The organism is Pseudarthrobacter sp. MDT1-22 (assembly GCF_054511035.1).
The window spans coordinates 33,021-55,308 of record NZ_JBTNDK010000018.1 but is presented as its reverse complement, the minus strand read 5'-3'; the positions used below and the strand labels follow the sequence as shown (position 1 = coordinate 55,308).

20 protein-coding genes are annotated in these 22,288 nt (G+C 65.0%); 10 read left to right on the top strand and 10 right to left on the bottom strand.

The window, feature by feature from the left end; all coding sequences use genetic code 11:
• The first annotated feature begins 122 nt into the window (after nucleotides 1–122).
• The gene (locus ACX80M_RS14525) at nucleotides 123–650 is read left to right on the top strand and encodes a hypothetical protein (RefSeq protein WP_459309892.1); all 528 of its coding nucleotides are present in this window, start codon (nucleotides 123–125) and stop codon (nucleotides 648–650) included.
• Complete coding sequence (locus tag ACX80M_RS14520; protein ID WP_252600729.1) at nucleotides 647–1,741, top strand: polyprenyl synthetase family protein; 1,095 nt, start codon at nucleotides 647–649, stop codon at nucleotides 1,739–1,741. Before ACX80M_RS14525 ends, ACX80M_RS14520 begins: the two co-directional genes overlap by 4 nt.
• 60 nt (nucleotides 1,742–1,801) lie before the next feature.
• On the opposite strand, the gene ACX80M_RS14515 is transcribed toward ACX80M_RS14520, so the two are convergent.
• Nucleotides 1,802–2,155 (bottom strand): Rv2175c family DNA-binding protein, encoded by a 354-nt coding sequence (locus ACX80M_RS14515; RefSeq protein ID WP_058929391.1) that lies wholly within the window; start codon nucleotides 2,153–2,155, stop codon nucleotides 1,802–1,804.
• Between the two features lie 240 nt (nucleotides 2,156–2,395).
• Between ACX80M_RS14515 and ACX80M_RS14510 the strand changes: the two genes are divergently transcribed.
• Together ACX80M_RS14510 and pknB are read left to right on the top strand one after the other, a co-directional pair.
• On the top strand, nucleotides 2,396–3,805 hold the full coding sequence (locus tag ACX80M_RS14510; protein ID WP_252614028.1) for a lytic transglycosylase domain-containing protein: 1,410 nt from the start codon (nucleotides 2,396–2,398) through the stop codon (nucleotides 3,803–3,805).
• Between the two features lie 116 nt (nucleotides 3,806–3,921).
• Nucleotides 3,922–5,994, top strand: coding sequence for a Stk1 family PASTA domain-containing Ser/Thr kinase (pknB, locus tag ACX80M_RS14505; RefSeq protein ID WP_459309891.1), 2,073 nt, complete (start codon nucleotides 3,922–3,924; stop codon nucleotides 5,992–5,994).
• 52 nt (nucleotides 5,995–6,046) lie between these two features.
• Here pknB and ACX80M_RS14500 read toward each other — a convergent pair whose 3' ends face one another.
• Nucleotides 6,047–7,438: a class II 3-deoxy-7-phosphoheptulonate synthase gene (locus tag ACX80M_RS14500; RefSeq protein ID WP_181037301.1), complete on the bottom strand. Its 1,392-nt coding sequence runs from the start codon at nucleotides 7,436–7,438 to the stop codon at nucleotides 6,047–6,049.
• Nucleotides 7,439–7,509: 71 nt separating this feature from the next.
• Nucleotides 7,510–8,286 (bottom strand): lysophospholipid acyltransferase family protein, encoded by a 777-nt coding sequence (locus ACX80M_RS14495; RefSeq protein ID WP_459309890.1) that lies wholly within the window; start codon nucleotides 8,284–8,286, stop codon nucleotides 7,510–7,512.
• Between the two features lie 111 nt (nucleotides 8,287–8,397).
• Between ACX80M_RS14495 and ACX80M_RS14490 the strand changes: the two genes are divergently transcribed.
• Genes ACX80M_RS14490 through ACX80M_RS14480 form a run of 3 tightly spaced genes read left to right on the top strand, consistent with a single transcriptional unit; the run spans nucleotide 8,398 to nucleotide 10,638 of the window.
• Nucleotides 8,398–9,219, top strand: a complete 822-nt coding sequence (locus tag ACX80M_RS14490; protein WP_459309889.1) for an alpha/beta hydrolase — start codon at nucleotides 8,398–8,400, stop codon at nucleotides 9,217–9,219.
• Nucleotides 9,216–10,010, top strand: coding sequence for an alpha/beta hydrolase (locus ACX80M_RS14485; protein WP_252600724.1), 795 nt, complete (start codon nucleotides 9,216–9,218; stop codon nucleotides 10,008–10,010). The genes ACX80M_RS14490 and ACX80M_RS14485 overlap by 4 nt, the downstream gene beginning before the upstream one ends.
• Complete coding sequence (locus ACX80M_RS14480; RefSeq protein ID WP_459309888.1) at nucleotides 10,003–10,638, top strand: hypothetical protein; 636 nt, start codon at nucleotides 10,003–10,005, stop codon at nucleotides 10,636–10,638. Before ACX80M_RS14485 ends, ACX80M_RS14480 begins: the two co-directional genes overlap by 8 nt.
• Nucleotides 10,639–10,648: 10 nt before the next feature.
• Here the strand turns inward: ACX80M_RS14480 and ACX80M_RS14475 are convergent, their stop codons facing one another.
• Nucleotides 10,649–11,737, bottom strand: a complete 1,089-nt coding sequence (locus tag ACX80M_RS14475; protein ID WP_252600722.1) for an ROK family glucokinase — start codon at nucleotides 11,735–11,737, stop codon at nucleotides 10,649–10,651.
• A gap of 179 nt (nucleotides 11,738–11,916) precedes the next feature.
• Between ACX80M_RS14475 and ACX80M_RS14470 the strand changes: the two genes are divergently transcribed.
• Complete coding sequence (locus ACX80M_RS14470) at nucleotides 11,917–13,725, top strand: AMP-dependent synthetase/ligase (RefSeq protein WP_459309887.1); 1,809 nt, start codon at nucleotides 11,917–11,919, stop codon at nucleotides 13,723–13,725.
• 97 nt (nucleotides 13,726–13,822) lie between these two features.
• On the opposite strand, the gene ACX80M_RS14465 is transcribed toward ACX80M_RS14470, so the two are convergent.
• Nucleotides 13,823–17,218 (bottom strand): pyruvate carboxylase, encoded by a 3,396-nt coding sequence (locus ACX80M_RS14465; RefSeq protein WP_459309886.1) that lies wholly within the window; start codon nucleotides 17,216–17,218, stop codon nucleotides 13,823–13,825.
• A 300-nt stretch (nucleotides 17,219–17,518) separates the two neighbouring features.
• Between ACX80M_RS14465 and ACX80M_RS14460 the strand changes: the two genes are divergently transcribed.
• On the top strand, nucleotides 17,519–18,340 hold the full coding sequence (locus tag ACX80M_RS14460) for a ParA family protein (RefSeq protein WP_459309885.1): 822 nt from the start codon (nucleotides 17,519–17,521) through the stop codon (nucleotides 18,338–18,340).
• Between the two features lie 105 nt (nucleotides 18,341–18,445).
• Here ACX80M_RS14460 and ACX80M_RS14455 read toward each other — a convergent pair whose 3' ends face one another.
• The 5 genes from ACX80M_RS14455 to gcvH form a co-directional block, all read right to left on the bottom strand.
• Nucleotides 18,446–19,042, bottom strand: coding sequence for a MerR family transcriptional regulator (locus ACX80M_RS14455; RefSeq protein ID WP_252600718.1), 597 nt, complete (start codon nucleotides 19,040–19,042; stop codon nucleotides 18,446–18,448).
• Between the two features lie 238 nt (nucleotides 19,043–19,280).
• Nucleotides 19,281–19,784, bottom strand: a complete 504-nt coding sequence (locus ACX80M_RS14450) for a bifunctional nuclease family protein (protein ID WP_252600717.1) — start codon at nucleotides 19,782–19,784, stop codon at nucleotides 19,281–19,283.
• On the bottom strand, nucleotides 19,784–20,500 hold the full coding sequence (gene ftsR / locus ACX80M_RS14445) for a transcriptional regulator FtsR (RefSeq protein ID WP_056342316.1): 717 nt from the start codon (nucleotides 20,498–20,500) through the stop codon (nucleotides 19,784–19,786). Before ftsR ends, ACX80M_RS14450 begins: the two co-directional genes overlap by 1 nt.
• Before the next feature lie 23 nt (nucleotides 20,501–20,523).
• On the bottom strand, nucleotides 20,524–21,000 hold the full coding sequence (locus tag ACX80M_RS14440; RefSeq protein ID WP_141140080.1) for an FHA domain-containing protein: 477 nt from the start codon (nucleotides 20,998–21,000) through the stop codon (nucleotides 20,524–20,526).
• Between the two features lie 139 nt (nucleotides 21,001–21,139).
• On the bottom strand, nucleotides 21,140–21,532 hold the full coding sequence (gene gcvH / locus ACX80M_RS14435; RefSeq protein ID WP_252609122.1) for a glycine cleavage system protein GcvH: 393 nt from the start codon (nucleotides 21,530–21,532) through the stop codon (nucleotides 21,140–21,142).
• A gap of 118 nt (nucleotides 21,533–21,650) precedes the next feature.
• Between gcvH and ACX80M_RS14430 the strand changes: the two genes are divergently transcribed.
• Nucleotides 21,651–22,286: a hypothetical protein gene (locus ACX80M_RS14430; RefSeq protein ID WP_252600715.1), complete on the top strand. Its 636-nt coding sequence runs from the start codon at nucleotides 21,651–21,653 to the stop codon at nucleotides 22,284–22,286.
• The last annotated feature ends 2 nt before the right edge of the window (nucleotides 22,287–22,288 follow it).

Here is a 22,288-nt window from a genome sequence, read left to right as displayed (position 1 = left end):
CTCACGAAGACCCGCTTCGGTGTACTGGTTGTTCCGCTCAGGCCCCACACCGGCAATTGTATCGGTTGGTACTGACTAAACTGGAGGCTGAATCCGGCATCAACACCAGGAGGACAGTCCCTGTGACCGTCATGAGAAGTCTTAAGCCAACAGGATTAGCGGCACTGGCCGCGGGCGCAATACTGGCCCTCGCTGCCTGCAGCCCCGCGGAGCCCGAAGTGACATCATCCTCCCCAGTTACCTCCTCACCAGCGTCGGACGGCGCCAGCATCACCGCCTCCGCCAGTCCGACGGCGTCGCCGGGAACTTCCGCCACTGTTGGGACAATCGTCGCAGGGTTCCCGGAAACGCTGCTTCCCCTGATGCCCGGCGCCACGGTGATTTCGAGCAGCTTTGACAAGACCTCAACGCCCGCCACCGCGGCACTCGTGGCAAGCATCAATGCCCCGACTGCCGCCGTCGTGGATTTCTACACAAAGCACCTGGAGGCGCAGGGATTCAAAGCCGTCCCCGGCGACGCAGTGGGCGCCGTTGCTTCCAAGGACTTCGTCCGGAACGACTCCGAGACGGTCAACATCGCCGCCGTCGAAGCGGCCGGTGTTTCCACGTTCACCATCGGCGCCAACGTGGCTGCTGAGTCAGCCAAGTGAGCGTTTCAGAGCAGCTAAGGATTGAGCAGACTGCATTCGTCGCCGCCGTTGCCGGTGAGCTGACAGACTTCCTCACCACGCGGCAATCCCTGATGGCCGCCATATCACCCGATATCGATCCCATCATGGGTTCCATTTCCAACCTGGTGACCGGCGGCAAAAGGCTCCGTGCGCTGATGTGCTACTGGGGATGGCGCGGCGCGGGCGGCGAGCCGGCGGCCCAGGAAATCGTGACGGCGGGATCGGCCCTGGAGCTCTTCCAGGCAGCTGCCCTGATCCATGACGACATCATTGACCGCTCGGACACGCGGCGGGGCGGCCCCAGCGTGCATCGCCGCTTCAGCCAGCTGCACCACGCGCAGGGCTGGGCCCTGGACAGCGAGCGGTTTGGGCAGGCAGCCGCGATCCTCACCGGGGATCTTTGCCTCTCGTTCAGCGAGGAGGCCTTCACGGACATCGGCGCACAGGCGGCTGCCGGCAGCAGGGCACGGCTGATCTTCAACCTCATGCGTGCCGAGGTGATGGCGGGGCAGTATCTTGACATCCTGGAGGAAGTGGCCGGTCCTGTCCGGGACCGGGCCGGAGCAGTGACACGGGCACAGTCCATCATCAGGTTCAAGTCCGCCAAATATTCCACTGAGCACCCGCTGGCGCTTGGCGGCGCCTTGGCGGACGCTCCGGACGAGTTGCTCCGGGGCTACTCGGCCTTCGCGTTGCCGCTGGGCGAGGCGTTCCAACTGCGCGACGACGTCCTGGGCGTCTTTGGGGACCCTGTCACCACGGGCAAGCCGGCAGGTGACGATCTCCGCGAAGGCAAACGGACCGTACTCATTGCCCTCGCGCTGGGCCAGGCATCAACCGCAGAATCGGCGTTTATCGATGCGAAGCTGGGCAGCCCTGACCTGGGTGACGCCGATGTGGCCGAGATCCGCCGGATCATCGAAGAGTCGGGGGCCCTTCAGGCCACTGAAGTGCTGATCAACGAATTTGGCGCCGCGGCGTATGACGCACTGGAACAGCTGCCGCTGGAAGAACTGCCCAAGACTGCCCTGCGGAAGCTGGCGGAAGCGACGGTCAGCCGCGCATCCTGACGCTGGCGCCCGTCTTGGGCACGTCCGCGGGCCCGGCGTCGTCCGGGCCCTTTGTGCTGCTTACCAGGCCAGGGTCTGGGCCCGGCGCCTGATTTCCGTCTTGCGGCCTTCCCGCAATGCATCAATCGGCCGGCCGCGGAGCGACTCGTCGGGGGTAAACAGCCAGACGATGAGATCCTCGTCGGAATAGCCGGCGTCCGCCAGGACCACAATGGTCCCTTTGAGGCTGTCGACAACCTGGCCGTCCAGGATAAACGCGGCCGGAACTGAACGTATCCGGCGCTCCCCGACCCGCAGGGCCGCCAAAGCGCGTTCATCAATAAGGCCATGGACTCTCGTAATCGAAACGTCCAACAACTGCGCGACATCCGGCAGGGGCAGCCACTCGCCCACAAGGCTTTCTACGTTACTCACGGTTCAAGGTTGCCACGGCCGGAGCCCTGCCGCCTAGTCGGGATTGGCCGCCACTGCCGCGAATCACGCGACACTCCATAAAACTCTTTATTCTGCGTGGGGCGGAATTCTTGTGCTAGGCGAACTTTCGTGAGAGATTCACATAGATCACATTTGAAACATCAATAACTTAAGTAACACTAGTATCAATAGTCACATCGCATCTCCCGCCCCCGGCAGTTGAAGAAGAGGATTCTTTCCATGACGACGTCCCGCTCGCCAAAGCAGCCCTCCAGGCAGAGCCTGCCCATGATTGCTGTCACCACAGCAGCGCTTCCTGCGGTTGTCCTGTCGTCGTTGGCCCTCGCCCAGCCTGCTGCCGCAGAGGCCCCTGCCCGTGCTATCCCGGCAACCCTTGCCGCCGCGATGAAGGCCCAGGCAGCCGAACCTAAGGCTGCCCTGATCCCGGCGGCCTCGGTTTCCACGACTATTCCGGCTGCCTTCCAGCCCATGCAGCCGGCGGCTCCCGCGGAATACACCATTGCCCGGGGCGACACCATCAGCGGAATCGCCGGCAAATTCGGGCTGGAAACGTACGAGGTCCTTAAGCTCAACAACCTCCAGCCGAACACAATCATCTACCCCGGCCAGAAGATCAAGCTGTCTGGCACGGGTTCCGCCCCCGCCCCGGCTCCTGCGGCCCCTGCCGCGGCCGCTCCGGCCAATGCCGGAGGCAGCTACACCGTAAAGTCCGGCGATACGCTCGGCGCCATCGCGGCCCGGCACAAGGTCAGCCTGTCGGACGTTTTCAGCTGGAACGGCCTGAACATGCGCTCCATCATCTACCCCGGCCAGAAGATCAAAGTCGGCGCAGGTGCTCCCGCAGCCCCGGCTGCACCGGCTTCGGCCGTGCAGCCTACTTCCGCTCCCGCAGCGCCCGCTCCCGCTCCTGCTGCGCCGGCTCCCGCACCAGCTCCTGCTGCGCCCGCTCCCGGCAGTTCATACACGATCAAGGCCGGGGACACCCTGTCAGCGATCGCCTCCCGGCACGGCGTCAAGCTCTCGGACATTCTCGCGGCCAACCAGCTGAGCATGACCACTGTCATCTACCCCGGCAACAAGCTGGTCATTCCCGGCGCCTCCCTTCAACCCGCTTCCTCCACCCCGGCGGCACCCGCCGCCCCGCTGGTGCCGAGCTCCTTCCTGGGTTTCACCTACCCCGCTGCCGTTGTGAGCTCTGCCAATGAGAACAAGGCCTTGCTGAACGCCTCTCCCGTACCGTCCCGGGCCGAGATGCGCGCAATTGTGGCCGACACAGCACGCCAGATGGGAGTGGACCCCACCCTGGCCCTCGCCTTCGCGCACCAGGAGTCCGGCTTTAACCAGCGTGCGGTGTCACCTGCCAACGCGATCGGCACCATGCAGGTCATCCCGTCCTCCGGGCAGTGGGCCTCAGACCTCGTAGGGCGGAAGCTGAACCTGCTGGACCCCTACGACAACGCGACGGCCGGCGTGGCGATCATCAAGCGGCTTATCGCCACCAGCAAGGACCTCGACACAGCAATTGCGGGGTACTACCAGGGCCAGTACTCTGTCAGCAAATACGGCATGTACGACGACACCAAAGCCTACGTAGCTGCCATCAAGGCGCACCAGAAGAACTTCGGCTAAAGAGCCACCGCGCCATGGTTCCCCGGGCTTGCTGAAGCCGGCCCAACGGGGTAACGATAAGGGTCCGGACCGCACGTCGGTTCGGACCCTTTTCCATGCGGGATTAGGATCGTAGGGTGCAGGAACAAGTGTCAGACCGTCTCGTTGGAACGCTGGTGGACAACCGCTACGCCGTCCGCTCCAAACTCGCGCGCGGCGGCATGTCCACCGTATATCTGGCAACGGACCTTCGGCTGGAACGCGATGTTGCCCTGAAGGTCCTTCATCCCCACCTCGCCACCGACGAGACGTTTCTGGACCGGCTGGGCCGCGAGGCGAAAGCCGCCGCGAAGCTGTCCCACGCCCATGTGGTGGGAGTCCTGGACCAGGGTAACGACGGCCAGACGGCTTATCTGGTCATGGAACACATCAAGGGTCACACCCTCCGGGACGTCATCAGATCCAAAGGTGCGCTGCCTCCCCGCCTGGCCCTTGCCCTGATTGATCCGGTAGTGCAGGGACTCGGCGCGGCCCATGCCGCGGGGCTGATCCACCGGGATGTGAAACCGGAGAACGTCCTGATCGCGGACGACGGCCGGATCAAGATCGGCGACTTTGGACTGGCCCGGGCAGTAACGACGTCAACGAGTACCGGGACGCTGATCGGTACGGTGGGTTATCTCTCCCCCGAGCTTGTGCTGGGAAAGCAGGCTGACACCCGGAGTGATATCTATTCGGTGGGCATCATGCTCTATGAGATGCTGACCGGCCAGCAGCCGTACGACGGCGAGGTCCCCATCCAGGTTGCGTACAAGCACGTGAATGAAACGGTCGGTCCGCCGTCGGCCTTAGTGCCTGGCCTCGCCGCAGAGGTGGATGAACTCGTCCGGTGGTGCACCGCAAACGATCCCGAGAACCGCCCGGTGGACGGCAACGCCCTGCTGCAGGAACTCCGCCACATCCGGACCAACCTCACGGATGCCGAACTGGACCTCAGGCCGCCTGCCGCGACCCAAGAAGGCCAGCAGAACCAGACCGAGATCATCGCCCGCACCAACAACCCCACCGCCGTGATGTCGTCCTTCTCCCGGCCGCAGCCACAGCACCCACCGCACGCTCCGCATGCCCTGTATCCGCCCGACGCCGACTACCGGCCAGGCGAACAGTTCCGGCCGGAAGCGCACTACAGGCCAGATGCTCAAGACGCCGTCCCGGCAGCGATCCCCCTCAGCAAACGCGCCCGCCGCAAGCTCGACAGGGAGGACGAGAAGGCAAGGTCCAGGGCTGCGGCGACCCCGGTCCGGAGTCTGCGGGAGGGGAACCCGCGGCGCCGCGGCGCCCTCTGGGTGGTGGTCCTGGTCATCATCGCGTTGCTTGCCACAGGAGCCGGCTGGTTCTTCGGCATGGGCCCCGGGTCGCCGGGCACCATTCCGGCGGTCGCCAACAAGTCAGTGGCCCAGGCCCAGCAACTGCTGAGCGAGGCGGGGTTCCAGTCGCGTACCAACGATGTCTTTGACGACGACGTTCCGTCCGGCCTCGTTGTGGGCTCCGACCCGACTGCCGGCACAGAGACCAGGAAGTTCCAGCTCGTGTCCCTGTTTGTTTCCAAGGGGCCGCAACTGTTCGAACTCCCGAAACTGACCGGCGGAACACTTGACGATGCGAAAAATGCACTGAACCAGGCCGAAATGGCGCTAGGTACAGTTAGTGAAAAATTTGATGACGCCGTTGCCGCCGGCGTTGTGTTGGCCCAGGATCCCGCCGCAGGAACCCCAGCGCGCCATGGCACTCCGGTAGCCCTGTCCGTCTCCAAGGGTCCGCAGCCGATCCCCGTTCCGTCAGTCGTCGGGCTGGAGGAGGACGCCGCCGTCGAAACCATCGAGTCGGCCGGGCTCAAGGCCGATGTCGCGAAGGACAAAGTCAACGACAGGCACGTGCCCAAGGGGTCGGTTGCCGCGCAGTCGCCTGCGACCGGCACCCTGACCAAGGGCGGCACGGTGACGCTGACCATCTCAGACGGACCCAAGCTCGTTGAAGTCCCCAGTTTCATCGGGAAACAAGCCAAGGAAGCCGAAGACGCGCTGCGTGCGCTGGGCTTCGAGGTACGGGTGAACAATATCCTCGGCGGCTTCTTCGGCACGGTACGGGATCAGGACCCGGTGAAGAAGAGGGTGCCTGAAGGCTCCGTAGTTACCCTGACAGTGGTGTAGCCGGCGGACTGCCGGCCACACCACCGCGGAAGTCCGACTCCGCGTCGAGCGGTCAGTGCTTGGCCAGTGCTCCGGCCACCAGGAACGCCATTTCCAGGGACTGCATGTGGTTCAGGCGCGGATCGCAGACCGACTCGTACTTGTCGAGGAACGCTTCCTGGTCCACCGGATCGGCACCGCCCAGGCATTCGGCGACGTCGTCGCCGGTCATCTCCACGTGGAGGCCACCGGGAACCGTGCCCAAAGCATGGTGGACTTCGAAGAACCCGCGTACTTCGTCAATGACGTCGTCGAAGTTCCGGGTCTTGTAGCCGTTGGGCGAGGTGACGGTGTTGCCGTGCATCGGATCGGTGACCCAGAGAACCTTGGCGCCGGAGGCGGTCACCTTCTCCACAATGGCGGGAAGCTTCTCGCGGATATTGCCCGCGCCCATACGCGTGATGAACGTCAGCCTGCCCGGCTCCCGCTCGGGGTCCAGCTTGTCGATGAGGCGGAGGGCGTCGTCGCCGGTTGTCGACGGGCCCAGCTTCACGCCAATGGGGTTCCGGACGCGTGAGAGGAAGTCAACGTGCGCGTGGTCAAGCTCGCGCGTACGCTCCCCGATCCACAGGAAATGCGCCGACGTGTCATACGGGAAACCGGTCCGCGAATCAATGCGGGTCAGTGCGCGCTCGTAGTCCAGCAGCAGGGCCTCGTGGCTGGCGAAGAATTCCACCCGCTTGAGTGCTTCGAAATCAGCCCCGCAGGACGCCATGAACTTGATGGCGCGGTCGATGTCACGGGCCAGGGATTCGTAACGGGCGTGCGCCGGGTTCTCGGTGAAACCCTTGTTCCACTGGTGCACGGAGCGCAGGTCCGCGAAGCCGCCCTGCGTGAAGGCCCTGATGAGGTTCAGGGTGGAGGCGGACGTGTGGTAGGCCTTGAGCATCCGGGCGGCGTCATGGCCACGGGACTCGGGGGTGAACTCGTAGCCGTTGACGATGTCGCCGCGGTACGCCGGGAGGGTCACGCCGTCGCGGGTCTCGTCGTTGGAAGAGCGGGGCTTGGCGAACTGGCCGGCCATCCGGCCCATCTTGATGACTGGCATCGCTGCGCCATAGGTGAGCACCACTGCCATCTGGAGGATGGTCTTGACCCGGGCGCTGATTTTATCCGCTGTTGCCGCTTCAAAGGTCTCAGCACAGTCGCCACCTTGCAGCAGGAAGGCTTTGCCCTCCGCCGCAGCCGCCAGCCGTTCCCGGAGAACGTCCACTTCGCCGGCGAAAACCAGCGGCGGGAGCACGGAAAGCTCCCCGACAGACGCGTCGAAAACGTCCTTGTCCTGCCAGCTGGGCTGCTGGGAAACGGGAAGGTCACGCCAATCATCGAGGCCAGGATAATTGGCTGCTCCGCTCTGGGCGGTGCTGGACAGCGAAAAGGCAGGTTTTGCAGATAGCTCAGTCACTATCTAAGACTAATGTGCGCGGCTGGCTTCAGGACACCTGACCGTCACGCGTACAGAGAGCGGCGTCACAGTCAGCCTGCCGGGTCCTTACCCTCGGCATCAGTGCCCTCAGCCCCGCCGTCAGGATCGGCGCGTTTCGCGGTGGCGTCCCCAGCCTCGGTGGCTGCTGCGCCCGTAAGGCGGAGCTTCACCACGGCAGCGTACTCGTCCACGTACTCCTGGCCGGAGAGCCGCATCAGCTCGAACATGATTTCGTCGGTGACCTTGCGCTGGACCAGCCGGTCCTCCGCCTGGTCTGCGTACTGGCTGAAATCCAACGGCGCACCGAAAATCATGCCGATGCGCCGGATGTTCGGCATCCGCTTGCCGATGGGCTGAACCTTGTCCGTGCCAATCATGGCCACGGGAATTACGGGCACACCAGCCTGCAGGGCCAGCCTGGCGACGCCCACTTTGCCCCGGTAGAGGCGAGCGTCGGGGCTGCGGGTCCCTTCAGGGTAGATGCCCAGCAGTCCCCCGCTTGTCAGGACATCCATGCCGGCGTTGAGCGAAACAGCCGATGCCGCGCCCCCGGACCTGTCCATGGGCAGCTGGTTGGTGAGCCTGAAGAACATGGCCGTCAGCCTTCCTTTGATGCCGGTGCCGGTGAAGTACTCGGACTTGGCCAGGAAAACAACCGGCCTGCGGACCATCAGGGGCATAAAGATGGAGTCGGAGAAAGACAGGTGGTTTGAGGCGATAATTGCCGCGCCCTGCGCCGGAACATTGTCCAGGCCCTTGACCCAGGGGCGGAAAAGAACCCGCAGCACCGGCCCCAGGAAGATCCTCTTCATGACCCAATAGAACACGTGACGAACCTCTCCGGAAGCCGGCCGGCCGGCCCTTCGTCGGGCCGGGCGGGCACTCCAGTGCAACCCTACTCTAGTGAGATTTGTCGAGAACAATGACACGATGGTGTTATGACAGAAAGCAGCATCGCGCCCCGGCCTGCCGCTTTCAGCTACCCCGGCCACGGACCCAATGCCACTACCGGGATTGCCATCTGCCATGGCTTTACCGGCAGCCCGCTCAGCGTCCTGCCCTGGGCAGAGAACCTCGCCGCCCAAGGATTCGCCGTGTCGGTGCCGCTCCTGCCCGGCCATGGTACGGATTGGCGGCAGCTCGCCCGCTCGAACTGGCGTGACTGGTACGGGACTTTCGAATCGGCGTACCTGCAGCTGAGCGCTCAGACAGAGCAGTGTTTTGTGGCCGGCCTCTCGATGGGCGGCGCCATTGCGCTGCTGACTGCCGCCAGGCATCCCGTGGCTGGCGTCTCTTTGGTGAATCCCGGCCTCAGCTTCTACGACCGCCGCGTGCGGGTCATCGGAGTTCTCAAGTACTTCCAGCGCACCACACTGCCCATTCAGGAGGAACAGCCGACGGCGGACGTCACCAATGACGGCGACTACTCACGGACTCCGTTGGCAGCCGTGCACGAGCTCAAGAAGCTTTTCGGCACAGCCACCCGCGGGCTGCACCAGGTCACCGCCCCGGTGCAGGTATTCAAGTCCCAGTCGGACGTCGTGGTGCCGGCCACCTCACTACTGATGTTGCGGCAGCGTTTGGGCCCACGGCTGGTGGAGGTAGTGGACCTGCACAACAGCGGTCACGTGGCCACCCTGGATGTTGATGCGCCCGAGATTTTTGCCCGTTCCAGCGCCTTCTTCCTTGCCCATGCACCCAGCACTGCACCGTCAGCCCGAACCGCGGCCACACCTCACACCACCTCGGAGACTACATGACCGGCGTACCGGACCACAGCCCTTTCAGCAGCACCTTCAACGGCGAAGGAGCCCGGATCGGGGTGGTCCTCTCACACGGATTCACGGGCAGTCCGCACGGGCTGCGCGCGTGGGCCCAGTCGCTTGCCGACGCCGGCTTCGCGGTACGCATGCCGCTGCTGCCCGGGCACGGCAGCCGTTGGCAGGACCTTGCCCGCACGCGCTGGCCGCAATGGCACGACGCCCTGGACGACGCCTACCTGGAGCTGGACTCCCACTGCGACCACGTCTTCGTCGCCGGGCTGAGCATGGGCGGTACCCTGGCCCTGAGAATTGCCGCCACCCGGCCCGTGGCGGGGGTGATCGTGGTGAACCCCGGACTGGTGATTGATGATCCACGCGCTCCACTGGCGGGCATCCTGAAACTGGTCCTGAAGAGCACCCCGGCCATTGCCAACGACATCCTCAAGCCCGGGATGGACGAGGGCGCCTACCCGCGAACGCCCGTAGCCGCGGCCCACGAGCTGAACAAGATGTTCAAGGACACCATCCGGCTGCTCCCCCGCATCACCGCACCCGTACGGGTCTTCCGGTCCACCGTGGACCACGTTGTCTCTGACACGAGTGTGGCAGCCCTGCGCCGCGGCCTGACCAACGCTCCACTGACACTGACCACTCTGGAGAACAGCTACCACGTGGCAACACTGGATAACGACGCCGAGGACATCTTCCAGGGCTCCGCCGACTTCATCCGCGCGGTGGTTGCCGGCACGGCAGCAGCCCAGGTCCAGGAGGGCACTGCCCATGAATAGGCCCGACTCCGGATCGCCGGACCAGAGCGCAAACCAGGACGATGCTGTGTGGCTGGACCTGGTGGCCCGGCTCGAAGAGAAACCTGCCAACCCTACCGGCACAGCGGACGCCTCCCCGGGCCCTGACGCCACGGGCATTGTCCCTGAAACTCCTGGTCCGGCTGGCCCGGAGGCCGTGGCCGGGTCCGGCAGGTCCGCGACATTCCGCGACTTTGATCCGCTGGGTCTGGCCGGAACAGCCCCCACCGAACTGTCCGCAGCCGAACGGCAGGCGGCGACGCCGGGCGCCGGTGACGGCGGGCAGGTCGAGGCCGGCGAGCGGACCGGCGGTGACAGCCAGGGCGGCCCTGCCGCCTTCGGCCCGCGTGACTACGCTGCGGAGGACGACGCCGGGGACTTCGTTCCCGAAGAACCGCCAAGCCTTGCAGGCACGGATCCCCTGACCATGCTTGCCTGGCTCGGCGCAATTGGTGCGCCCATTGCCTTGCTCCTGGCCGTGATGTTCTGGCGGTCAGCGCCGCTGCTGGCGATCGTGGGCATGGTGGCAGTGTTCATCCTTGCCGTGGTTTACCTGATCATGAAGCTGCCCCAGGAAAAGGACGAGAACGACGACGGCGCCCGCGTCTAAGGTGCGTCCCTCACCGCATGCGGCTACTGACGCGGGACAGATCGGCCGCCCCGATGAGCCCCGCGTTTGGTCCGAGCGCTGCCAGCGCGATGCCGGCTGCCGGACGGAAGCCACGGCCCGTTAGGTTCCGGGCGAACGCCTTGCGCGCGGGCTCCACCAGCAGGTCCCCTGCCGAGCAGAGTCCCCCGCCGATCACAAACAGTCCCGGATCCAATGCTGCCGCCAGGTTCGCCAATCCCAGGCCCAGCCACTCGCCCACTTCATCCAGGAGTTCGCGGCAGGCCGCGTCACCGGCGAGTGCCAGATCAGTGACAATGGCCCCGGTGATCTGCTCGGCGTCACCGCCGACGGTGGCCAGCAGTTCCTGGGCAACCGGCGAATTGGCCCGCGCCAGAATCCTCGCTTCCCGGCCGAGGGCGTTGCCCGAGGCGTACTGCTCCCAGCAGCCCCGGTTACCGCACTCGCAACGCTGCCCGCCGGGCATGATGATCTGGTGGCCGAATTCGCCGGCTACACCAAACCGGCCGCGCTCCACCCGCCCGTCCATCACCATGGCACCGCCGATGCCGGTACCGAGGGTGATGCATACCAGCCGGTCCTCGCCCTGCCCTGCACCAAAGCGCCATTCCGCCCAGGCCGCGGCGTCGGCGTCGTTCGTCAGCAGCACAGGCCGGCGCAGCAGGCGCTGCAGGTTTGCGCGCAACGGCTCGTTGCGCCAGGCGAGGTGCGGACTGAAAAGCACGGTTCCGCCGTCCAGATCCATCCAGCCGGCCGCACCGATGCCTACTGACCAGACCCTGTGGCCGGCACCGAGTTCGTCCACGAGCTCTACGATGACCTGCTCTACCGCACGCGGGTCGCTGCCGGGTGTGGACCGCCGGGCCTCGCTCAGGATCCTTCCGTCGGCGTCCACCACGCCGGCGGCGACTTTGGTGCCGCCGATATCGATGCCGATTGCCAGCCCCTTGCGCCCGAGCCGCAGGTGCTCGCGGAACGATTCCACCTGCCGCGGCCGGGCCCTCAATGCCAGCGGCCGCCGCCGCCAGGGAGCCGGACGTCGGGGCGGGGCGGCTGGCTCGCCGGGGGGCGTTTCGTACATAGTGCTTCATTCTAGGGCGCGCCGGGCGGGCAGCGCCGGAGGCCGGGCCCATGGCCCCCTCACTCCTCTTTGACTCATATGTTACTGGCCAGTAGGTTTGTTTCTGCACGGCCAAGTTACAGGGCGTATTAGTCTTTAGGCATACCCTGTGCGGGTCTATGGATATCAAAGGAGCTATAGTGCGCGAATTCAGTGTTCCGCCCCTGGTTGTTGTCCCACCGGAAAGCAACATCACCGATCTCTTGCTTCGGCAGGCAGCCAAGCCCAGCAACCCGGCGCTCTTCTCGCGGCTGGACTCCGCAGGCGCCTGGCGGGACGTCACCGCCACAGACTTCCTGGCAGACGTCTCAGCCCTTGCGAAGGGCCTGATGGCCAGCGGCGTGGGAGCCGGCGACCGGGTGGGCATCATGTCCCGGACACGCTACGAATGGGCCCTCATCGACTTCGCCATCTGGTTCGCCGGCGGCGTCTCAGTGCCCATCTACGAGACCTCATCGCCGTCGCAGGTTGCCTGGAACCTCGGTGACTCCGGTGCAGTGGCCGCCTTCGGCGAGGCCGCCCACCACGAGGACATCATCAGGCAGGCTGCCACCTCGGAAGGCCTCACCGCCCTCCAGCACGTCTGGCAGCTCGAAGGCGGCGGACTGGACGCCGTCCGTGAGGCCGGCCGGGACGTCAGCGACGCCGACCTTGAGGCCCGCCGCTCATCGGCGCGGCTCAGTGACGTTGCCACCCTGATCTACACCTCCGGCACCACCGGCCGGCCCAAGGGCTGCGAGCTGACCCACGGCAACTTCGTTGAGCTGTCCGACAACGCCCTGGCACTGCTTGGCGACGTGGTCAACGAACAGGCAAAAACCATCATGTTCCTGCCTTTGGCGCACGTCTTTGCCCGGTTCATTTCGGTGCTGGCTGTGGCCGCCGGGGCCACCGTGGCACACACCCCCGACATCAAGAACCTGCTGGCTGACCTGCAGAGCTATCAGCCCACGTTCATCCTGGCCGTGCCGCGCGTCTTCGAAAAGGTGTACAACTCGGCCCTGACAAAGGCAGAGGACGGCGGCAAGGGTGCCATCTTCCACAAGGCCACGGAGACCGCCATCGCGTTCTCCAAAGCCCGCCAGGCCGGGCACGTTGGCCTGGGGCTGAAACTCAAGCACACAGTGTTCGACAAACTCGTTTACGGCAAGCTGCGCGCTGCGATGGGCGGGAACGTGGCCCATGCTGTGTCCGGCGGCGGTCCGCTCGGCGAACGGCTGGGCCACTTCTTCCAGGGCATCGGCCTGCAGATCCTTGAAGGGTATGGCCTGACCGAGACCACCGCCCCGATTTCCGTCAACACGCCGGCCCTGATCAAGATCGGTTCCGTGGGGAAGCCCCTGCCGGGCAACTCCGTCAGGATCGCCGAAGACGGCGAGATCCTGGCCAAGGGCGTCTGTGTGATGCGCGGCTACTACAAGCGCGATGACCTGATGGCGGATACGTTTGCCGATGACTGGTTCCGCACCGGCGACATCGGACGGCTCGACGAGAGCGGCTTCCTGTGGATCACCGGCCGCAAGAAGGAAATCATTGTCACGGCCGGCGGTAAGAACGTGGTTCCGGCCCTGCTGGAGGACCAGATCCGGGCGGATGCTCTGGTCTCCCAGGTCCTGGTGGTGGGAGACAACCGGCCGTTCATCGGCGCCCTGGTGACCCTGGACCAGGAGGCCCTGCCGGGCTGGCTCCAGCGGCACGGACTGCCGGCCACCACCACGCTCGACGAAGCGGTCGAGAACCCGGTGGTCAAGGCAGCCGTGCAGGACCTGATCACGCATGCCAACGCCTCGGTGTCGCACGCGGAAGCCATCAAGTCATTCCGGATCGTCGCTTCGGACTTCACGGAAGCTTCCGGCCACCTGACGCCGTCCATGAAGGTGAAGCGGGCCCAGGTGATGAAGGACTTCGAGACAGTCATCGAGGAAATGTACGGCGCGCCGCGCGGCTAGCGGATATCCGTCCCAAGCAAACAACAACGCGGGGTCACTTCCCGCCCCTCCGATGCACTCGGATGGGCGGGAAGTGACCCCGCGTTGTTTGTAGGGTCTACTCGACGACCAGGAGGAGGTCCCCGCCCTGCACCTGCTCTACAGCTGAAATGGCGAGCCGCGAGACTTTGCCTGCCACCGGCGTCGTAATGGAGGCTTCCATCTTCATTGCTTCGATGGTGGCCACCGTGTCACCGGCGTTGACCGTGTCGCCGGCCTTGACGGTCACGGTGACGGCGCCGGCGAACGGCGCGGCGACGTGGCCCGGCTGGGCCGGGTCTGCCTTCTCGGCAGCCTTGACGTTGCTCACCACGGAGCGGTCACGGACCACAACGGGGCGGGACTGGCCGTTCAGGGTGCACATGACCGTCCGCATGCCCTTTTCGTCGGGCTCGGAAACAGCTTCCAGCGAGGCGATCAGCCGGACACCCTTCTCCAGCTGGATCTCGTGCTCGGCGCCGCGCTGCAGGCCGTAAAGGTAATCACGCGTGTCGAGGACGGAAATGTTGCCGTACGTTTCCACGCTCTTGAGGTAATCCTTGGTGGGGCCTTCGAAGAGCAGGCGGTTCAGCGTGCTCTGGCGGGTCTTGGAATCACCCTGGAGCGCGGCGCTGTCCTCGGGACTGAGGTCGACGTAGCGGACCTTGATGCTGCGACCCTGGAGCGCCTTGGTACGGAAAGGTTCCGGCCATCCTCCGGGCGGGTCGCCAAGTTCGCCGGACAGGAAACCGATGACGGAGTCCGGGATGTCGTAGTTCTGCGGGTTTTCGTTGAAGTCCGCCGGATCTGCATTGAGGCCCACGAGGTGCAGGGCGAGGTCGCCCACCACCTTGGACGACGGCGTGACCTTCACCAGGCGGCCCAGAATCCGGTCCGCCGCGGTGTACATGTCCTCGATCGCCTCGAAGCGCTCCCCCAGACCCAGCGCGATGGCCTGCTGGCGCAGGTTGGACAACTGGCCGCCCGGGATTTCGTGCTGGTAAACACGGCCGGTGGGGCCCGGAAGGCCTGATTCGAACGGCGCGTAAACGCGGCGCACGGCTTCCCAGTACGGCTCAAGGGAGCTGACTGCGTCAAGGCTCAAGCCGGTGTCCCGCGGGGTGTGCGCCAGCGCCGCCACAAGGGCGGAGGCGGACGGCTGGCTGGTGGTCCCGGCCAGCGAGGCTGAGGCAACGTCAACAGCGTCCACGCCGGCGTCAACTGCCGCCATCAGGGTGGCCAGCTGGCCGCCTGCCGTGTCATGCGTGTGGAGGTGGACCGGGAGGTCGAAGCGTTCGCGCAGTGCAGCCACCAGCTTGGCGGCCGCTGCCGGGCGGAGCAGCCCGGCCATGTCCTTGATGGCCAGGATGTGGGCGCCGGCGTCCACAATCCGCTGCGCCAGTTCCAGGTAGTAGTCCAGCGTGTAGAGCTTCTCATCCGGGTTCAGCAAGTCGCCGGTGTAGCACAGGGCGACTTCGGCTACTGCTGTGCCCGTGGCCCGGACGGCGCGGATGGCGGGTGCCATCTGGTTGACGTCGTTCAGGGCATCGAAGATGCGGAAAATGTCGATACCGGTGGCGGCGGCCTCGTTGACGAAAGCCACCGTCACCTCTTCCGGGTACGGCGTGTAGCCCACCGTGTTCCGGCCGCGCAGCAGCATCTGCAGGCAGACATTGGGCAGCGCCTTCCGCAGGGCGGCCAGGCGGTCCCAGGGGTCCTCGCCGAGGAAGCGCAGTGCCACATCGTAGGTGGCGCCGCCCCAGGCCTCAACGGACAGGAGTTCCGGGAGCAGCGCGGTGACCGCGGGACCGGCGGCCACGAGGTCGCGGGTGCGCACCCGGGTTGCCAGCAGGGACTGGTGGGCGTCGCGGAACGTGGTGTCGGTGACGGCCACGGCTGTCTGCTCACGCAGGGCCTTGGCGAAGCCTTCGGGGCCAAGCTCCAGGAGGCGCTGGCGCGATCCCGGTGCCGGCTGCTGATCCCCAACGGCGGGGAGTTTGGCGGCCGGATCCGAGTGCACGGTCAGCTCGCCGTTGGGCTTGTTGACTGTAACCTCGGCCAACCAGGTCAGGAGCTTGGTGCCGCGGTCGGCGGAAACCCTGGCCTTCAGCAGCTGGGGACGCTCGTCGATGAAGTTCGTGGCGACGTTCCCGGCAATGAAGTCGGCATCGTCGAGCACGGCCTGGAGGAAGGAAATGTTGGTGGATACGCCACGGATGCGGAACTCCGCGAGGGCCCGGCGTGCGCGGGCCACGGCGGCCGGGTAGTCGCGGCCGCGGCAGCTCAGCTTCACCAGCAAGGAGTCGAAGTGCGGGCTGATTTCGGCCCCCGAGTAGACGGTACCGCCGTCGAGCCTTACACCGGCGCCGCCGGCGGAACGGTAACCGGTGATCTTCCCGACGTCCGGCCTGAACCCGTTGGCAGGGTCCTCGGTGGTGATGCGGCACTGCAGCGCTGCGCCCTTGAGCTGGACCGTTTCCTGGGAGAGACCCAGGTCCGCGAGGGTTTCGCCGGAAGCGATCCGCAGTTGTGCCTGCACCAGGTCAACGTCCGTCACTTCCTCAGTGACGGTGTGCTCCACCTGGATGCGGGGGTTCATTTCGATGAAGACGTGCTGCCCGGCGCGTTCGCCGACGGTGTCCACCAGGAACTCTACGGTTCCGGCGTTGACGTAGTTCAGGGCCTTGGCGAACTTCACCGCGTCACGGTAAAGGGCCTGGCGGATGCCTTCGTCCAGGTTGGGCGCGGGAGCGATCTCAATGACCTTTTGGTGACGGCGCTGGATGGAGCAGTCACGTTCGAAGAGGTGGATGACGTTACCCTCGGCGTCGGCCAGGATCTGCACCTCGATGTGGCGCGGGCGGAGCACTGCCTGCTCCAGGAACATGGTGGGGTCACCGAATGCCGCATCGGCTTCGCGCATGGCGGCCTGCAGCGCCTCGGGAAGGGCTTCCCTCGTGTCGACGCGGCGCATCCCACGTCCGCCGCCGCCGGCGACTGCCTTGGCGAAGATGGGGAAACCGATCTCGTCGGCTGCAGCGATCAGCTCATCCATGTCCTTCGAGGGTTCACTCGATTTCAGGACCGGAACACCGGCCTCACGGGCAGCCTTCAGCGCTGCCACCTTGTTGCCGGCCAGCTCAAGCACCTCAGCCGGCGGGCCAACAAAGGTGATGCCCGCTTCCTGTGCTGCGCGGGCCAGGTCCGGGTTTTCCGAAAGGAAGCCGTAGCCGGGGTAGATGGCGTCGGCGCCGGACTCCTTGGCGACGCGGACCACTTCGGCAACATCCAGGTAAGCCCGGACGGGGTGCCCCTCTTCGCCGATCAGATATGCCTCATCGGCCTTCTGGCGGTGGATCGAGTTTCGGTCCTCATTGGGGAAGACAGCGACGGTCTTGGCGCCCAGCTCGTAGCCGGCACGGAAGGCCCTGATCGCGATTTCGCCGCGGTTGGCCACCAGAATCTTGGAAAACATACTTCTCCTGCATCATCGCGGGTGTATCGGTAGGTGGTCACAGTGTCTAAGACCCGTGCTGGCAAACACAAATCATTGTGGCCACAGTCACAGAACCTCCGTCATGTCCCGCGTGCATCAACGGAGGCTGGCAGAACCGGTCACCCATACCATCGCCGTGCCATGCCGCGTCCCCATAAGGCGGGATTCATCGGCGCAGCCACATATGATGAGTAAGGCGGCTCGAGCCGCTGGCTTCGGCAGTGCCGGAGCAAACATTACCCCCAACACGGCAGCCGGCGTTAGGTTTTGGTCTCACAAGTGCAAGTAGTCAGCATCAGCAGCCTCAAGGGCGGAGTCGGCAAGACGTCCGTCACCACAGGATTGGCGTCTGCGGCGCTTGCCGCAGGCATCCCCACACTGGTGGTGGACCTCGATCCCCATGCGGACGCGACCACAGCCCTGGGTGTCCAGGCCGGCGACCACCTGGACATCGGCAGGATGCTCAAGAGCCCCCGCCGGTCCAAGCTCGCGGACAATGTCGCGGGCAGCTCCTGGACGGCACGGGCGCATACCAACGGATCCGGACCGGCCGTCCTGGACGTCGCCGTGGGTTCGGCGTACACCGGCATCTACGACCGCCCCGACCTTGGCCGCAGGGATCTTCGCAGGCTTTCCGCGGTCTTGGCTGGCGCCGACCGCTACGAGCTGGTCCTCATTGACTGCCCGCCGTCGCTGAACGGGCTGACCCGGATGGCCTGGTCCGCAAGTGACAAAGTAGCGCTCGTGGCCGAGCCGGGACTCTTCTCGGTGGCTGGGACGGAACGGACCATGCGCGCCATCCAGCTGTTCAAGCAGGAATTCGCGCCGAACCTATCCCCGGCAGGCATTGTGGCCAACCGCGTTCGCACCGGCTCCTCCGAACACACGTACCGCCTCGCGGAAATGGAATCGATGTTCGGTGACCTGCTGCTGAGCCCACGCATCCCCGAACAGGCGAACTGGCAGCAGATCCAGGGCGCGGCCCACCCGGTGCACCACTGGCCCGGCGAATCCGCGAAGACATCTGCTGCGTTGTTCGACGCCCTCCTTGTCAACCTCCTGGCGGCCGGAAGCGGCCTGCGAAACCGAACCCAGCGTTAACCCTTTGGCTGCAGCCCCGCTGCAGCCAAAGGTTCCGCAGACAACGACAAGAGGCCATCCCCGCCGGGGGTGGCCTCTTCTTGTTGGTGTTGTGCCAGCCTGTTGTCAGCCGATCTTGCGGCCAGCGCGCCGCTTGCTCAGCTCGTCGTCGGGAAAGGACTGTTCGGCGGCGTGTTCGCTCGGCAGGGAAGCCAGGCTGCCCTCGACTTCGCGCCAGACCCGGCCCACGGCGATGCCGAAAACGCCTTGTCCACCCTGTACAAGATCGATGACCTCGTCTGCGGAGGTGCATTCGTAGACGCTCGCGCCGTCGCTCATGAGCGTGATCTGTGCCAGATCCTCCACGCCGCGTTCGCGCAGATGTTCCACTGCCGTGCGGATCTGCTGAAGGGAAACACCGGTGTCCAGAAGCCGCTTGACTACCTTGAGGACGAGAATGTCCCGGAAGCCGTAGAGTCGCTGCGAGCCGGAGCCTGCGGCGCCGCGGACTGCGGGCTCAACCAGCCCGGTGCGAGCCCAGTAGTCCAGCTGGCGGTACGTGATGCCGGCCGCCTTGCAGGCCGTGGGGCCGCGGTAGCCGGCGTCCTCGTCCAGGACGGGAAGGTCTTCGGTAAACAGGAGGCCCTGGGCACCGCTCGCGGGCACAGCCACACCAGCCGTTGTGGGCTGCTTCAGCCCGCCTGCTTCGCCTTTGGGACTCACCTGGATCCTCCTTGTCATAAGCTCCCGGGGACCACTGCATCAGCCGGTTCACACATGAAGTTCATGCATGTAATTTCGCGGGGGTCGTACTTTTACAGTGTGACTTGCGCGGCTGCTGTAAGCAATGGGAGCTTGATACCTTCGACGTTAGGCCCGCTGCGCCCCAAGGTCAAAGATCTAGGCCGCTTGGCGCAGGCGTGTCGGAACTTTCAGGCTCAACTTTAACCTTAACGTGACCTCAGCCGTCGAAGTCTTCGGGCTCCACATCGTCCAGGAACTCACGGAAGCGCCGCAGTTCGCGCTCCTCGTCCACGGTGGGGCCCGGGTCAGTGTCCTCCCCATCGTCATGCTCGGTAATGCGGACTCCGGCTTCATCCATTACCGAGTCGGCACACCAGATGCGGCATTTGGCTCGCAACGCGATCGCGAGGGCGTCGGATGCCCGCGAGCTGACGGTGGTGCCGTTCTCGAACTGGAGCTGGCCATAAAAGATGTTGTCCTCAACGGCCACAATGTTGACGCTGACAACCGAATGGCCCAGGGACTCCACCACGTCCACCAGGAGGTCGTGGGTCATCGGGCGCGGAGGCACTACCCCTTGCTGGGCCAGGGCGATGGCACTTGCCTCTGGAGTCCCGATCCAGATGGGCACGTGCCGTTCGCCGTGGATCTCGCGCAGCAGGACGAGCGGCTGGTTGGACGGCAGTTCGATACGAACGCCTACGATCTCCACTTCGATCATCAGATGTCCATACGTGAGATACGGTCCTGGACCAGTGCCCGGTGCAGGACAAGGCAGAGGTCGCTGATTTCGCGGGCCGCTTCAGCAGCCCGCGCCTGTGACGCGGAATCGCGCCTGGACGCGAGCGGCGCAACTGCGCGCTCCACGAGTCCGAATTCACGTTCCGCGGCGGCCTGGAACGGCCGCAGGTGGCGCGGCTCAAGGCCGTGGCTCTCCAGTTGCACGCAGGCACGGGCCACTTGGAGGGCGTGCTCGTCGAACTTGCCGTTGCTGTGGCTGATCAGCCCGAAGCTCAGCAGCGATTGGAGTAACGGAATACTGGCGCCGGACTCGGTCCGCAGCTGTTCCTCACTGAATTTCCGGCCGCGGTTCTGAAGCTCCACGGCCAATTCATCCGAAACGATCCGCGGCGAAACCACGACGCCGGGTGGCAGGTTCTCGGGCCGCTCTCCCCTGTCGATCGCATCAAGGTAGTCCTTAATGACTTTCAGTGGAAGATACTGGTCCCGCTGCAGCGCCAGCACAAAACGAAGACGTTCGACGTCACTGTCCGAGTACTGCCGGTATCCGGCCGGAGTACGGCGCGGATTAATCAGTCCCTTTTCCTCAAGGAACCTGATTTTCGACGCGGTCATACCCGGAAAGTCGCCGCTGAGTTGCGCGAGGACTTCCCCGATGTTCAAAACTTGGGGCCCCCGGCGTTCCGGTTGTGCCATTGCCACAGGCAAGTGTCCCGGGATCAGGCGCGGCCTGCTGCGCGGGCAGGGCTCAGGTAGAAGGTGAGTCGGAACTTGCCGATCTGGACTTCGTTCCCGGACTTTAGCTCAACACTGTCCACGCGGTCGTGGTTGACGTACGTGCCGTTGAGGCTGCCGGTATCCACCACTTCAAAGCTCCGCGCAGTGCGGCGGAACTCGACGTGGCGCCGCGAGACGGTGACGTCATCCAGGAAGATGTCGGCATCAGGATGACGGCCGGCCGTGGTGGTGTCGGTGTCAAGCAGGAAGCGGGCACCCGCGTTCGGGCCGCTGTGGGCCACCAGGAGCGCGGAACCGGCCGGCAGCGCCTCCACGGATGAACGCTCGTCCGTGGACAGCTTGGGGGCGATGGTGGGTTCGTCGGAGACGGGGGTGAGATGGATCGAGGTGGTCTCCGAAGCCCTGGCCGCACCTGTGCCGTGCTCGCCTTCGGCAGGGTCCTGTTCGTGGCCAACCATGGATTCCTCCTCTTTCGTTGCAGCTCTCACGCCTGCAATCAACTTTTGCCCTGACGGATCCGCCTCGCGGATCCGATGCCGGGCCCCGATCCGGCCACTGACGTGCGAAGACGCCCGTTGGCCGGACTGGATGAACCCGTTAGCTTAAGCCTACCTGCTGTTCGTACTCGGATGCACTGAGCAACGATTCCACAGCGTCCGCTTCTGCCAGCCGGATCTCGATCAGCCAGCCGTCGCCGTACGGATCGGAGTTGATCAACGCCGAATCGGTATCGAGGGATTCGTTGCGTGACACGACTTCGCCGCTGACCGGAGCATAGATGTCACTGACACTCTTGGTGGATTCGACCTCGCCCACGACTTCGTTTGCGGTGACTTTGGTGCCGGCTTCCGGCATCTGGGCATAGACAACATCTCCGAGTGCGTCCTGCGCGAAGTCGGTGATGCCCACCCGGACCACGCCGTCGGCGCTCGGTGCGGATACCCACTCGTGCTCGGCGGTGTAGGACAGGTCTTCGGGAATGTTGCTCATCAGGGGCCTTTCATCGGGTCAATCACCAATGTCAACGGGGCCTGGAAAACAAGCCGCCGCTGAAAGTATAGGCACAACTCCACGGGCGTTCGAGGAGGATTCTGACATGATGAGACTCATGAGATCACATGCACAAGAATCGCCCGCGAAAAAGGCGAACTGGGCTGCACGGATCATCCTCGTTGCGGTGGCGTTGGTGGTCCTCACAATCGCTTACTTTGCCTTAGCGGCCATCCTCCCGGTCTGGTGGGCGAATGTTATCCGCAACCAGGTCCAGGGCAATCTCGGGGCGGGCATCCTGGTGGGGATGTTTTACGGGTTTGTTTTCACGTTCGTCCCCCTCCTGGTGGCCTGGCAGGCCACACGCAAATCCGTAAGCTGGCCCTGGAAGCTGACCATCCTCGTCGCAGCTGCGGCTCTCGCGTCCCCGAATCTGCTGACCGCCGGGATCATGTTCGGCAGCTCGCAGGCCGCCCACAACGGACAGCGGATCCTTGGCACAGAGGCAACCTGGTTCCCGCTGTGGACACAGATCTCAGCCATCGCCGCCGCCGTGATCTTTGTGGTTGGCCTGATCCTGTGGAGGGTCTGGCGGCAGCGCGGCAAAAAGATGAAGGTGCTCAAGAAGGCAGGTGCCGAGCGTTCCCTGGCTGCGAAGGCAGCCAAGGACTCCGCCGCCAGCTCACCCGGTCCCGAGGCGTCAGCTGTTCCTGAGGCGCCGGCCGCACCCGACAGCCAGGCTGACCACAGGTAAAC

Excerpts from the sequence above, each read along its gene's own strand:
- ACX80M_RS14430 (WP_252600715.1), top strand. The coding sequence starts at position 21,651 with ATGAGATCACATGCACAAGAATCGCCCGCGAAAAAGGCGAACTGGGCT.
- ACX80M_RS14480 (WP_459309888.1), top strand. The coding sequence starts at position 10,003 with ATGAATAGGCCCGACTCCGGATCGCCGGACCAGAGCGCAAACCAGGAC.
- ACX80M_RS14475 (WP_252600722.1), bottom strand. The coding sequence starts at position 11,737 with ATGTACGAAACGCCCCCCGGCGAGCCAGCCGCCCCGCCCCGACGTCCG.
- ACX80M_RS14440 (WP_141140080.1), bottom strand. The coding sequence starts at position 21,000 with ATGGTTGGCCACGAACAGGACCCTGCCGAAGGCGAGCACGGCACAGGT.
- ACX80M_RS14450 (WP_252600717.1), bottom strand. The coding sequence starts at position 19,784 with ATGATCGAAGTGGAGATCGTAGGCGTTCGTATCGAACTGCCGTCCAAC.
- ACX80M_RS14490 (WP_459309889.1), top strand. The coding sequence starts at position 8,398 with ATGACAGAAAGCAGCATCGCGCCCCGGCCTGCCGCTTTCAGCTACCCC.
- ACX80M_RS14465 (WP_459309886.1), bottom strand. The coding sequence starts at position 17,218 with ATGTTTTCCAAGATTCTGGTGGCCAACCGCGGCGAAATCGCGATCAGG.
- gcvH (WP_252609122.1), bottom strand. The coding sequence starts at position 21,532 with ATGAGCAACATTCCCGAAGACCTGTCCTACACCGCCGAGCACGAGTGG.
- ACX80M_RS14485 (WP_252600724.1), top strand. The coding sequence starts at position 9,216 with ATGACCGGCGTACCGGACCACAGCCCTTTCAGCAGCACCTTCAACGGC.
- ftsR (WP_056342316.1), bottom strand. The coding sequence starts at position 20,500 with ATGGCACAACCGGAACGCCGGGGGCCCCAAGTTTTGAACATCGGGGAA.
- ACX80M_RS14510 (WP_252614028.1), top strand. The coding sequence starts at position 2,396 with ATGACGACGTCCCGCTCGCCAAAGCAGCCCTCCAGGCAGAGCCTGCCC.